The organism is Flammeovirgaceae bacterium SG7u.111, assembly GCA_034044135.1.
Taxonomy (GTDB): domain Bacteria; phylum Bacteroidota; class Bacteroidia; order Cytophagales; family Flammeovirgaceae.
This window is the reverse complement of sequence record CP139021.1, coordinates 444,163-456,174: the sequence shown is the minus strand read 5'-3', so window position 1 is coordinate 456,174 and position 12,012 is coordinate 444,163. Positions and strand designations below refer to the sequence as shown.

Annotated in this window: 12 protein-coding genes; 9 read left to right on the top strand and 3 right to left on the bottom strand. The window is 42.1% G+C overall.

The window, feature by feature from the left end:
- Positions 1-13: 13 nt before the first annotated feature.
- The 3 genes from R9C00_01815 to R9C00_01805 form a co-directional block, all read right to left on the bottom strand.
- Entirely contained in the window at positions 14-1,027 is a 1,014-nt protein-coding gene (locus R9C00_01815; GenBank protein WPO36179.1) for a 1-acyl-sn-glycerol-3-phosphate acyltransferase, read from the bottom strand.
- A gap of 67 nt (positions 1,028-1,094) precedes the next feature.
- Complete coding sequence (locus R9C00_01810; protein WPO36178.1) at positions 1,095-2,033, bottom strand: bile acid:sodium symporter family protein; 939 nt, start codon at positions 2,031-2,033, stop codon at positions 1,095-1,097.
- Between the two features lie 149 nt (positions 2,034-2,182).
- Positions 2,183-2,812 carry an SGNH/GDSL hydrolase family protein gene (locus R9C00_01805; GenBank protein ID WPO36177.1) on the bottom strand — a complete coding sequence of 210 codons (630 nt, stop codon included), beginning with the start codon at positions 2,810-2,812 and terminating at the stop codon, positions 2,183-2,185.
- A 117-nt stretch (positions 2,813-2,929) separates the two neighbouring features.
- Here R9C00_01805 and R9C00_01800 point away from each other — a divergent pair, with 117 nt between their 5' ends.
- The 9 genes from R9C00_01800 (at position 2,930) to fabG (ending at position 11,991) form a co-directional block, all read left to right on the top strand.
- On the top strand, positions 2,930-3,709 hold the full coding sequence (locus tag R9C00_01800) for a type III pantothenate kinase (GenBank protein ID WPO36176.1): 780 nt from the start codon (positions 2,930-2,932) through the stop codon (positions 3,707-3,709).
- 2 nt (positions 3,710-3,711) lie between these two features.
- Positions 3,712-3,873 (top strand): hypothetical protein, encoded by a 162-nt coding sequence (locus tag R9C00_01795; protein WPO36175.1) that lies wholly within the window; start codon positions 3,712-3,714, stop codon positions 3,871-3,873.
- A gap of 124 nt (positions 3,874-3,997) precedes the next feature.
- Positions 3,998-5,293 carry a DUF4861 domain-containing protein gene (locus tag R9C00_01790; GenBank protein ID WPO36174.1) on the top strand — a complete coding sequence of 432 codons (1,296 nt, stop codon included), beginning with the start codon at positions 3,998-4,000 and terminating at the stop codon, positions 5,291-5,293.
- Between the two features lie 113 nt (positions 5,294-5,406).
- Positions 5,407-7,089 carry a C45 family peptidase gene (locus tag R9C00_01785; GenBank protein WPO36173.1) on the top strand — a complete coding sequence of 561 codons (1,683 nt, stop codon included), beginning with the start codon at positions 5,407-5,409 and terminating at the stop codon, positions 7,087-7,089.
- On the top strand, positions 7,086-7,448 hold the full coding sequence (gene acpS / locus R9C00_01780) for a holo-ACP synthase (GenBank protein WPO36172.1): 363 nt from the start codon (positions 7,086-7,088) through the stop codon (positions 7,446-7,448). The genes R9C00_01785 and acpS overlap by 4 nt, the downstream gene beginning before the upstream one ends.
- Positions 7,445-8,731: an AMP-binding protein gene (locus R9C00_01775; protein WPO36171.1), complete on the top strand. Its 1,287-nt coding sequence runs from the start codon at positions 7,445-7,447 to the stop codon at positions 8,729-8,731. The genes acpS and R9C00_01775 overlap by 4 nt, the downstream gene beginning before the upstream one ends.
- Positions 8,732-8,842: 111 nt before the next feature.
- Positions 8,843-9,463: a hypothetical protein gene (locus R9C00_01770; GenBank protein ID WPO36170.1), complete on the top strand. Its 621-nt coding sequence runs from the start codon at positions 8,843-8,845 to the stop codon at positions 9,461-9,463.
- 214 nt (positions 9,464-9,677) lie between these two features.
- Positions 9,678-11,210 (top strand): aromatic amino acid ammonia-lyase, encoded by a 1,533-nt coding sequence (locus R9C00_01765; GenBank protein ID WPO36169.1) that lies wholly within the window; start codon positions 9,678-9,680, stop codon positions 11,208-11,210.
- 58 nt (positions 11,211-11,268) lie between these two features.
- Complete coding sequence (gene fabG / locus R9C00_01760; protein ID WPO36168.1) at positions 11,269-11,991, top strand: 3-oxoacyl-ACP reductase FabG; 723 nt, start codon at positions 11,269-11,271, stop codon at positions 11,989-11,991.
- Positions 11,992-12,012: the final 21 nt, after the last annotated feature.

The window sequence follows — 12,012 nt, the reverse complement described above, 5'->3', positions numbered from 1 at the left end:
AAACTCCCAGCTTCTAAAAAAACACCCACCAAGCAATAAGCCCATACACCGCATAAAATACAGGGAACAGATACAGCGATAGGGTAAAGTGGAAGGTTCCGTAAAAATGGGGGTCTTTCACTTTCTTTTTTATGATGATGTTGATAAGCAATGAGGGCAGAAAATTGAAGGGGTAAAGCAATACGTGCAAGATGTCATAAACCCTCAGCCCTTTACTTTGTGCAGGTAGGCTTGGCTTTATTTCTTCGCCTTTTGCCAACTGGGAAATGATTTCCTGATCTACCGCAAGCTGTTCCATCAAGTCTCGGCGGTACACCCTTGCTGCCTTCCATTTTCGTTCTATTTCGCCATACTCATTTATGGGTATATCCACCATCAGCGGCTTCATCCTTGCCGACAGCTCTACCAAAATAGCATCGTAGGCTTCCCTTGCATTTTCCTCGTACATCTCTTGATATTCCTTCACCGAAATGGGCTCACCAAAGTTCACCAACGTTCGCTGCCCTCCTTTAAAGTGGTTTTCGTAATGAATGCCCACAGGTACTATTTTCAAGTTAGAAGCAAAACCTGTTTTTTCTTCTACATCAAAAGCAATTCGGGCTATACCTTTTTGCAGGGGGCGCAGGCGGTACTGGAGGTTGTGGTTGCCTTCGGGGAAAATCAAGAGCGAATTCCCATCTATCAGTTTTTGGATGGAAATCCCCATCGAATCGGAGTTCCTTTTCACATTCACCAGCCCGTCGCGAAAGCGGAAAATCGGCAGCATTTTCAACCCTCGCATAAAATCCCCAATCAACTTTTTTTCAAAAATATCGCCTCTGGTCAAGAAGTAAGGACAGCGGATGGTTGGCCCTCCTGCCACCAGTGGGTCTACCAAGGCATTTTGATGGTTGGGTGCAAAAAGAACGGGACAACCAGTAGGTACGTTTTTCATCCCACCTATCTGAAATTTTCGGTAGTAGAGCCTATAGCCAAAAAACAACCGTACTTTTAAAAAGTAATAAAAAATGCGTCCAATTAATTTCATTTACGGATTTCGGGTTACAAGTTCTAGGCTCTAAAAGCCTTGTGTTTCTCTATTTTATATCTAATTTCTAGCTTCCAATTACTAGCTTCTGCTCTTTAAGCGCTACTCGGTAGGCAAAAAACTGGGAGATGGCAAAACCTGAAATTATATGCCAAATTCCCCACCATGCCGTGATCAACGCCATCCCACCTTGCCCATCGAAAAAGGTGAAAATAATAACCAAGCCCAGCCCAGAATTTTGAATACCTGTTTCAATGGTAATGGAGCGGGTATCTTGGCTCGAATTTCCAACTATCTTGCTAAAAAGGTAGCCAGTGGCTAAAGCCAAACCGTTGTGGAACACTACAAGCATGATGATGTAATGATAATATTGCAAAAATAGATTGTAGTTCTTGGTAAAGGCGATGACAAGAATGGCTACCAATATCAGTACAGAAATATATTTTAAAGGTTTTTGGATAAGGGCTGAAATGCGTGGAAATTTCTCGTTAACAAATACTCCCAAAATCAAAGGAACGGCGATAATCATTGCCACAGTCTGGAACATTTCCACAAACTCGATATCTACCTTGCGGAGTAACGAATTGGTGCTACCGAGAATGCTTCCCCAAAACTGCAGATTGAGCGGGGTGAAAATTATAGCAGCAAGAGAAGCAACTGTGGTCAGGCTAATGGAAAGAGCCACATTTCCCTTTCCCAAAAAGGAAAAGAAGTTAGAAAGGTTACCTCCTGGACAAGCTGCCACCAAAATCATCCCCAAGGCGAGCCCTGGAAGTGGGTCGGAAAACCAAACGAGTAGAAAGGTGACAATGGGCAATAAAATAAACTGGGAAACAATTCCTGTCAAAACAGCTCGTGGATGTTTTACAACATCTAAGAAGTTTTCTTTTTTTAGGCTGAGCGCAACCCCAAACATAATGAGTGCAATACTCAAATTCAACAACAGCAAATTGCCATCATTGAATTCTAACCTAACTCCCTCCAACACATCTCCCTCTCTTTCCATATCTTATAAGCTAAATGATAAAAACGTACAAAAATAACACTTTTCGAGCAATTTGAGTACTAACCTATAAAAGCGACACCCCTGCCCGAGTTATTAACGCAGTATTTATACGCTACCTCACTTATCTTGTAGTTTTCTTATGCCAACAGCTAAAAGTGCATCACTTTTACCTTATCGGCAACGGCCTTGCCCAGCTTTAGCTGCATTTCTTCGTCCAAATGAACCCCATCTTTTTCGCTGCTATGGATATGTTTTCCCGCATCCAAAAAGTAGCAACCCAGCTCTTCAGCAACCTTGGAAAAAGCTTTTCCAAACAGCTTCGATTTTTTTTCTCCTCCTTCAAACATCTCTGCAAAGCCTGAAACCGTAGCCAATGGTGCAGGAGCTATCAGTAAAACTTTTGGAACTAAGCTTTCCGGTCCGCACTCTGAGCCGATGACCATTTCTACCAGTGTTTTTGCTCCATTGGCAATTTCAGAAGCAGTAAGGCAAAATTGCTTTTTCAGGTCATTTGTACCCAGTTTGATAATTACCACGTCGATTGGTTTATGACTATGCAGGCAAGGAATCAGGTATATTTTCCCATTTTTATAAGCTCCCATAGGGTCGTCCCAAACAGTTGTGCGTCCGTTGAGCCCCTCAGCTATTACCCGAAAAGAACTGCCCAAGCTTGCTTGCAAAACACTAGACCAGCGCTTCTCAAAAGAGTACCGTCCTTTGGTGTGAGGATTGTAACCCCATGTATTTGAATCGCCATAGCAAAGAATCGTTTTTGCCATCAGATTAATTTGTTTTTAGATCGAATTCCCAATTCTATTGATTTATTTCTATACTTTCCTTTTCATTATCCACAAGTTCACTTAAAATAGCTTAGGATTTCACTAAAAAGACTTTTAATGTTACTTGTAGCAGACATAGGAAACACCAATATAGTATTCGGAATTTATGATAATGAAAAATGGGCTCATGTATGGCGGTTTGAGACGCACCCAGTCCAGCAATCCGGTCGTTACGAGCTTTTTCTTAGGAATTCATTTTTGGAAAATGGACTAAAAACCAGTCAGCTCACAGCCTCTGCCATTAGCAGCGTGGTACCTTCCATCAATAAAAATTTAAAATATGCTCTTGAAAGCCTGCTAGGAGTAGAACCGCTTATGGTAGGTCCTAAAACCTATAAGGGCTTGACGATTAGCATAAACAATCCTAATGAAATAGGTGCAGATTTGGTGTGCAATGCTGTTGCAGCCCACCAGTACTGTAAAGACCAAACGGAGTTCGACTACTGCATTATCGTAGATTTTGGTACGGCACTGACCTTCACGCCCCTCACCAAAAAAGGAGAATTATTAGGAGTAGCCATCGCTCCGGGTATCCGCACCGCAATGAAAGCTCTTTCGAGCAATACCGCCAAGCTGCCTGAAATCCCCTTGGAAGTGCCCGAATCTGTTTTGGGAAAAAACACCATCCATGCCCTGCAAGCTGGAATTTTAGAGGGATACGTAGGGCTTGTGCGGCACATGTTAGATAAAATAAAGCAGGAAGTAGGGCAACCTTGTATGGTAATAGCCACCGGTGGACTTTCTTCGGTGCTTGACGACCTCCAACCAGAGTTTCATAAAATAGACCCCATGCTCACACTGGACGGACTCAGAATCATATGCGAACAAAACCTATAACCATGCACGATAATATCCAACTACACCCCGAACAAGAGGAAGAAATAAAACTCCTCGTCTTCCAAGGCAGGAAAATGGAGGCCATAGCCAAAATAATAGAATGGACAGGAGTAAGTCATATCATAGCCGAAGCGTATATCAGTCAGTTCATTAGCATTGCTTGATTTTTTATAGTAAAAACAAGAGAGTCTTTACACAAGTAAATGAAGGATGTTGGTACACTATTGTGCCCAATATCTCCATATTCATCGCTCTAATCACTATTCACATTTTAATGAAATCCGAAAAATGAAAAAAAATTTATTTCCTACAAAACTGACCTTTTTGCTTTTTGCCTTTGCCGTGGCAAGCTGCTCTGGGGCTAAAAAAGAATCATCAGGAAAAGCCCCTACAGCCAATATTTTAACAATTAGCAACGATACTGACCTAGTTCGCAGCGCCGAACCTATCTTGCTCAGCCGCGAAAAAGTAGTAAGCCTCATTGGTGAAATACCAGCGGGTACTGTGCCCAAGCTTACCGAGGCTGGCAAAGATATTCCAAGCCAAGCCGATGACCTCGATGGAGATGGCACTTGGGACGAACTTGCTTTTGTAGTAGAAATTGCCGCAAACAGGAAAATTGACATCACTGTTGACTACGCAAAACCAGAAGAGCTACCTTCTTACCCTGTTCGCTCTAACATCCGCTTTGCAAAAAGACCATTAAATAGCGAGGACAAAACTTTGGAAGAAGTACAGCATGAAATCAGACCAAAAGATCATTTTAAAGGTGCTGAAACTATTTATTACCAAATGGAAGGACCAGGTTGGGAAAATGACCTTGTAGCTTTTAGGATGTATTTTGATCCAAGAAACGGGAAAGATATTTTTGGCAAGCAAACAGCTGAAATAGCGCTTGATGTAGCCGGAGTTGATACTACCTACCATGAATTGCAATATTGGGGAATGGACATTCTAAAAGTAGGCAATTCACTTGGAGCAGGTGCTTTGGCCATAAAAGAAGGCGATAAATTGTACCGCCTATCTGGTTGCTCCGATGCAGAGTTCAAAACTATTATTGAAGGTCCGGTACGCTCCATTTTTGTACTCGATTATAAAAACTGGCCAGTGGGCGAAAATATGTATGACCTCCAAGAAGAAATCTCTATTTGGGCTGGGCAATATTGCTACGAAAGCAAGGTAACGGTAACAGGAATGGAAGGTGAAGCTGAGCTGGTAACAGGTATTGTAAATCTTCATAGCGAAGAAATGCATTTTGAAGAACATGCCCCTGGTTTTGTTTCTATAGCTACACACGATGCCCAAGCATTTGACGGGGAGAACTTAGGAATGGCGGTGATGGTGCCCCAAAGCACTTTTGGTGAAAATGGCCAAACTCCTGAAGAAGGCGAAGGAATTACCCAAACTTTCTACATCACCATGAAAACCACTAGTGGTGAGCCTGTAAATTTCAACTTTTACTCTGGTTGGGAAAAACAAGAAGCTGGCTTTGCCAAAAAGGATTATTTCCTCGACAAAATAAGAACTGAAGCTGCCAAAAGAAACACCCCAGTGACCATAAGCAAAGGGAAAGCTGAGGCATAATAAAAGCATATTGACCATTACCCATTAAACAGTATCTTTGCCTTCGCAGCAACTGTTTTAAACCCCTTCTGGTGTTGCATCAGGAGGGGTTTAAAGTTTAACACCAGCACTTTATGAAAAAAAGACATAAACTCCTTTTAATATTTGTCATCTCGCTTGTTCTCCTCACGGTTGTTTATTTCTATGAAGTAAATACTCCTGCTCCCAATGTCGATTTATCTTTAAAGGAAACAGTAACCCTTTCCTTTAAATCCGATACGCTGAACAGGTACAAACAGAACTGGCTCAAAAAAAATGAGAGTGGCTTGTGGGAAATGTACCTCGAAGGTGAACCCTTTGAGCGAGGGCTGGCTTTTGGTGCGCTCACCCAACAACTTCACCAACAAAAAGAAGCGGCTTTTGTAGCGGAAATAAACAACAGGGTTCCTTCCCCTAACTACATTTCCTTCTTAAAATACTTTGTAGGCTGGTTCAACCGCGACTTGGAAAAGTACATTCCCGAAGAGTACCTTAAAGAAATATATGGATCGGCTCAGTTCATGTCCGATGAGTTCGATTACATCGCTCCAAAATTTCATCGCTCACTCAACTACCACGCTGCCCACGACCTTGGTCATGCCCTCCAAAACATGAACTTGGTGGGCTGCACTTCTTTTGCTACCGTTGGAAAAAACAGCAAAAATGAACCCCAAATCATTGTCGGACGAAATTTCGACTTCTACTTTGGAGATGACTTTGCTAAAGATAAAATTGTCGCTTTCGTAGCTCCTCAAGAGGGCTACAAATTCATGTCCGTTACTTGGGCAGATTTCAGCGGAGTAGTTTCGGGAATGAACGAGCACGGGCTCACCGTTACGCTCAACTCTGCCAAAACAAGGATTCTGGCAAAGGCAAAAACACCTGTTTCCATCATTGCAAGGCACATTTTGCAATACGCTTCCACCATAGACGAAGCCTATGAAATTGCTTCTTCCTATGAATCTTTTGTGGCGGAAACCTACCTGATCAGCTCTGCCAAGGACAACAAAGTAGCGGTGATAGAAAAATCGCCCGACGCTACAGCAATCTATGTAAGCCCCAACCAACAAACCGTGGTCACCAACCATTTCCAAAGCAAAGAGCTAAAAAATAACGAACAAAACTTAGAGTATTTGGAAGAGGGAGTTTCTCAGTACAGGTACAAAAGAGTGGAAGAATTACTAGCTAAAGTCGATACCTTGACGCCCGAAAAAGCTGCCGGTATTTTGAGAGATAAAGACGGCTTAGGCGGAAAAGATATCGGGCTGGGAAATGAAAAAGCTGTCAACCAGCTCATCGCCCACCATGCGGTAATTTTCTCTCCTCACGAGCGAAAAGCATGGGTTTCCGCACCACCTTACCAGCTTGGAAAAATGATTTGCTACGACCTCGATAGTATATTTGCCCAAGCTAGAGAAACAAACCTCCCCCACGAATTGCACAACGACTCCCTAAGCATCCAGCCCGATGCCTTTTTGGGAACAAAAGCCTACGAAGAATACCGCTTTTTTGCCCAGACTACAGAGCGAATACGAACAATTTTGCATGCAGGTGTACCAGATGAGATTAGTGAAAGCGAAGCCGAACATTACGTAGCGTCTAACCCAAATAGCTACCTTCCTTACCTTTACTTAGGTGATTATTATTTGGAAAAAGAGCAATTTGCGAAAGCAAAGGATTTACTTGAAAAAGGACTTACCAAAGAGATTGCTCGAAACGCTGAAAAAGCACACATGGAAGAAGGCGTTTTGGAATGTACTAAACAGTTGGAAAAATGATTTTGGGAATAGGAGTTGACATAGTAGAAACAGCTCGTATAGAAAAATCTATAAAGAAAAAGGGCTTTGTGGAAAAGGTTTTTTCCGAAAAGGAAATTGCTTATTGCCAAGAAAAAGCCCGACCACATGAGCATTTTGCGGGAAGGTTTGCCGCCAAAGAGGCACTGGTAAAAGCCTTGGGCGAAGCCTATTATTTCCAAGTAGAACCTAGCCAAGTGGAAGTAACCAACAACGAGCAGGGCAAGCCCGAATTTACCGTGCCCACTTTACCCATTTTTGAAAACCTAACCATTCACTTATCCATTTCCCACTGCAGCTGCCATGCTGTGGCGATGGTAACGATAGAAAAAGAAGTATGAGAACGCATACATCGCTAGAAAAACAAACAGAACAAGAAATAGCCCGCTTTCAGAATGAAGCCTTGGGCGAGCAAATACAGTATGTGCTGGAACATTCAGCATTTTACCAACACCTTTTTAAGACCAATAACCTCGACCCGAAAAGCATCCGTACTACCGAGGATCTGAAAAAAATCCCTTTTACCCAAAAAGATGATTTACAAGAGTTTCACGATGAATTCATCTGCGCAAGCCCTCGGCAAATAGTCGATTATTCCACTACCTCGGGCACGCAGGGAAAACCTGTGGTTATCCCCCAAACAGAAGGTGACCTACAAAGATTAGCTTACAACGAAATGCGCTCGCTAGTCTGCACGGGAGGAACACCAGACGATATTTACCAACTCACCACCACCATGAACAAGCAATTTATGGCTGGGTTAGCGTATTTCTTAGGCGTCAGAGAATTGGGTGCAGGCATCATCCGGGTAGGCTCAGGGGCAATTCCTTTGCAATGGCAAAATATCATGTCGCTCAAGCCTACTGCACTGATCGTTGTCCCCTCTTTTTTGGTAAGAATGGTTGACTACGCCAAGGCAAATGGAATAGACTACAAAAATTCGGCAGTGAAAAAAGCGATTTGCATAGGCGAACCGCTCCGAAACAGCCAGTTGGATCTGAACATCTTGGGCAAAAGAATCAAAGAAGAATGGGACATTGAACTGTTTTCTACCTACGCCTCTACGGAAATGGCAACCGCTTTCACCGAGTGCGAAGCAGGGCAAGGCGCTCACCTCCAGCCCGACCTCATCGTAGCCGAAGTGGTGGATGAAGAAGGGAACGAAGTTGGAAATGGAGAAGCAGGCGAATTGGTAATCACTCCGCTGGGGCTCGAGGCCTTTCCCTTGCTCAGGTTCAAAACTGGGGATATTTGCATTAAATATACCGACAAATGTAGCTGTGGGAGAAATACTTTGCGCCTTGGACCTATTGTGGGCAGGAAAAACCAAATGATCAAGTTCAAAGGAACGACTATTTACCCCCCCGCCATTTTCGATATTTTGGACGGGTTTAGCTGGCTAAGCCTCTATCAAGTTCAGCTTCTGGCAGACGAGGTAGGCAACGATAAAATTGTATTGAACATTAACCTAAGTGAGGAAAATAAAATACAAGAACTGAAGGAGCAACTTGCTGCACTTTTGAGGGTTACGCCCGAAATAGTCCAACTTCAGCCTTCCGAACTAAACAAACTCATTTTCAAAGAAAGCCTTCGTAAGCCTATAAAATTTGCTGACTTAAGGTAAAAAAGAAAAAAATATGAGCTCCAATTTGCACTAATGCAAATCCTTTATAATTTGATTGAATAACCAACATCATTAACTGTAACTATTAGTTTAACCTAACTACATTTTAAAATGAAAAAGATTGCATTTCTTGCTTGTACATTGCTTTTTGCATCTCAAACCATCGCTCAAACGAACGTTCAGGTTTTGACTGCCCGCTCTATTACTTGGGGAGGCCTTGACTTTTCTAAAGCCAAAATGATCGGTTCTGAAGGCTTCAGCGACCCTGACGACATCACAGACAACTATTTTGACAAATGGAATAAATTGATAGTAAACGAAGCCAGCAAATATAATTTTGGGGAGGCATATAAGAAGGACAAAGTCGTCAATGATTTATCTGTTGCAACCGAACAAAATGCTACCGTAGATGCTTCTGAGCTAGTTACAGAAGAAGACTATAGTTTTTCAAGTGGTGAGCTGGAGGAAATAGTAAGCAAATACAAAGGAATAGGAGAAGGCGATGGTACAGGGCTCATCTATGTAATTGAGTCTTTTAACAAAACTGAGGAAGCCAGTAGTATTTATCTTGTATTCTTTGACTTGGCTACTGGCGAGATTCTTCACAGCAAAAAATACACAGAAGCACCTGGTGGTTTTGGATTAAGAAACTATTGGGCAGGAGCTATAGGAAGAACGATTAAAGTAAGCGAAAAAGACTATAAAAAAGCATTGAAATCAATGCGGAAATAATATCAAGACTTCTGCAAAACACTTAATTAAATCGCTGGCTTTCGATTATATTGAAAGCCAGCGATTTAATTTTGGAAGATCCCAGAATTAAAAGGGTAAATTAAGCTATATAAAAAGCTTTTTTATATTTAATGATACTGGATAAAAAATAAATTATGAATTTTAGAGCTTAATTTTTATCCATTACACATTCTTACCCCTTTTGCGGTCTATTATGAAAGAATTTGGCAGAGAAGATTTGAAGCTGGAAGATTATATATCAGTTGTGTTCGAGGGAGCTCCCCTGAATATTGCCGATAATGTATTTGACCGAGTGGATAAGAGTCATGCGTTTTTATCTAAATTCATCGAAAACAAGGTGATATACGGTGTAAATACGGGCTTTGGTCCCATGGCTCCTTACAAAATAAACGACAGTGACCGTTACGACCTTCAAGTGAACCTGATCAAAAGTCACTCATCGGGGATGGGCAAGCCGCTCGACCCTATCTATGTCAAATCATCGATGTTGGCTAGACTCAATACCTTAGCACTTGGCTATTCTGGCGTTCACCGTTCCGTAATTGATGTCCTCCAAAAACTCATCAACCACGATATCACACCTCTTATTTTTGAGCACGGTGGAGTTGGGGCAAGCGGTGATTTAGTACAGCTTGCCCACTTAGGTCTGGTTCTAATAGGCGAAGGAGAAGTTTTTTACCAAGGAGAAAGGCAGAAAACATGTGAGGTTTTCAAGAAATTGGATATTCAGCCTATCCAAATAAAAATAAGGGAAGGGCTGGCGATCATGAACGGTACCAGCGTGATGACGGGCATAGGAATCGTGAATACTGTTCATGCCCAAAGGCTTATCAAATGGTCAGTGACGGCATCTTCCATGATCTGCGAAATTGTTGGCGCTTACGACGATTATTTCTCCAAAGAGCTCAACCAATCGAAAAAGCACCGTGGGCAGCAGGAAGTAGCAGCCATGATTCGCAGCAATGTGGCAGGTAGCAAACATATAAGAAAGCGTGACCAACACCTTTACGGGAACAGTAATGACCTCCAAGGTGTGATAGATGATAAAGTGCAGGAATATTACTCTATCAGGTGCGTACCCCAGATAGTGGGCACTATCTTAGAAACAGTGGATGAGTGCATGCATTTACTTTTCGAAGAAGTCAATTCGGCAAATGATAACCCTATAGTTGATGTGGAAAACCAGAACGTGCTGCACGGAGGGAACTTCCATGGGGATTATGTTTCCTTTGAAATGGATAAACTCAAAATTGCCATCACCAAACTTTCTATGCTGGCCGAAAGGCAATTAAACTATCTTTTGAACCCAAATTTAAACAATTTGCTTCCACCCTTTGTAAACCTAGGCATCCTAGGTTTAAACTTTGGGATCCAAGGCATGCAGTTTACAGCTACTTCAACCACAGCAGAAAACCAGACTCTTTCAAACCCTATGTATGTCCACTCTATCCCTAACAACAATGACAACCAAGACATTGTAAGTATGGGAACAAATGCGGCGCTAATAACTAAAAAAGTAGTCGATAACACCTTTGAGGTGTTGGCTATCGAACTCATCACTATTGTGCAGGCAATAGACCATTTAAATAAGGTAGATGGGCTTTCAGAACAATTAAAAAAGGTATATTTCAACTTGAGGAAGATTGTTCCTAAATTTGAAAAAGATTACCCTATTTACAAGGATTTGGGGCGTGTTAAAGCACATCTATTTGAACACAACCCATAGAACTTATATTGAATTAATCCAATCATTATCATATATAAACACAAAAACTGAACTATCCATGAAGTATGCTTTAGTGACAGGAGGGTCAAGAGGAATAGGCCGAGCAGTTTGCATCGACTTAGCGAAAAGCGGTTATAACATCCTGATAAACTACAACAGCAATGAAGCCGCAGCCTTAGAAACCAAAGCTGAAGTAGAAGCAAATGGAGTTGTTGCCGAGTTGCTTCCTTTCAATGTTTCCGAAAGGGCTGAGTGCTCCCAAGCAATTTCTGGCTGGGTAGAGGCAAATCCTGATAAGCAAATAGCTGTGTTGGTAAACAATGCAGGAATCAGAAAAGATAATTTATTTATCTGGATGGAAGACAAGGATTGGGATGAAGTATTGAACATCAGTTTGGGTGGATTCTATAATGTAACCAAAGCCGTTTTGCCCACCATGGTGTCCAAAAAATGGGGTAGGATCATCAATATAGTTTCCCTTTCGGGGATAAAAGGCTTACCAGGGCAAACCAACTATTCTGCTTCAAAGGCAGCCGTAATAGGTGCTACCAAAGCACTCGCACAAGAAGTGGGGAGAAGGAAAATCACTGTAAATGCAGTTGCCCCCGGCTTCATAAAAACTGATATGACCCAAGATATTGACGAGAAAGAACATAAGTCGATTATTCCTCTCAAGCGATTTGGTGCTCCCGAAGAAGTTGCATCATTGGTCAGCTTCTTGGCTTCCGAAAATTCTGCATATATCACAGGAGAAGTGATAACCATAAGCGGAGGGTTATAATACTATTAACAAGATAAGGCG

Excerpts from the sequence above, each read along its gene's own strand:
- R9C00_01800 (WPO36176.1), top strand. The coding sequence starts at position 2,930 with ATGTTACTTGTAGCAGACATAGGAAACACCAATATAGTATTCGGAATT.
- R9C00_01790 (WPO36174.1), top strand. The coding sequence starts at position 3,998 with ATGAAAAAAAATTTATTTCCTACAAAACTGACCTTTTTGCTTTTTGCC.
- R9C00_01770 (WPO36170.1), top strand. The coding sequence starts at position 8,843 with ATGAAAAAGATTGCATTTCTTGCTTGTACATTGCTTTTTGCATCTCAA.
- R9C00_01795 (WPO36175.1), top strand. The coding sequence starts at position 3,712 with ATGCACGATAATATCCAACTACACCCCGAACAAGAGGAAGAAATAAAA.
- R9C00_01810 (WPO36178.1), bottom strand. The coding sequence starts at position 2,033 with ATGGAAAGAGAGGGAGATGTGTTGGAGGGAGTTAGGTTAGAATTCAAT.
- R9C00_01765 (WPO36169.1), top strand. The coding sequence starts at position 9,678 with ATGAAAGAATTTGGCAGAGAAGATTTGAAGCTGGAAGATTATATATCA.
- R9C00_01815 (WPO36179.1), bottom strand. The coding sequence starts at position 1,027 with ATGAAATTAATTGGACGCATTTTTTATTACTTTTTAAAAGTACGGTTG.
- fabG (WPO36168.1), top strand. The coding sequence starts at position 11,269 with ATGAAGTATGCTTTAGTGACAGGAGGGTCAAGAGGAATAGGCCGAGCA.
- acpS (WPO36172.1), top strand. The coding sequence starts at position 7,086 with ATGATTTTGGGAATAGGAGTTGACATAGTAGAAACAGCTCGTATAGAA.
- R9C00_01775 (WPO36171.1), top strand. The coding sequence starts at position 7,445 with ATGAGAACGCATACATCGCTAGAAAAACAAACAGAACAAGAAATAGCC.
- R9C00_01785 (WPO36173.1), top strand. The coding sequence starts at position 5,407 with ATGAAAAAAAGACATAAACTCCTTTTAATATTTGTCATCTCGCTTGTT.
- R9C00_01805 (WPO36177.1), bottom strand. The coding sequence starts at position 2,812 with ATGGCAAAAACGATTCTTTGCTATGGCGATTCAAATACATGGGGTTAC.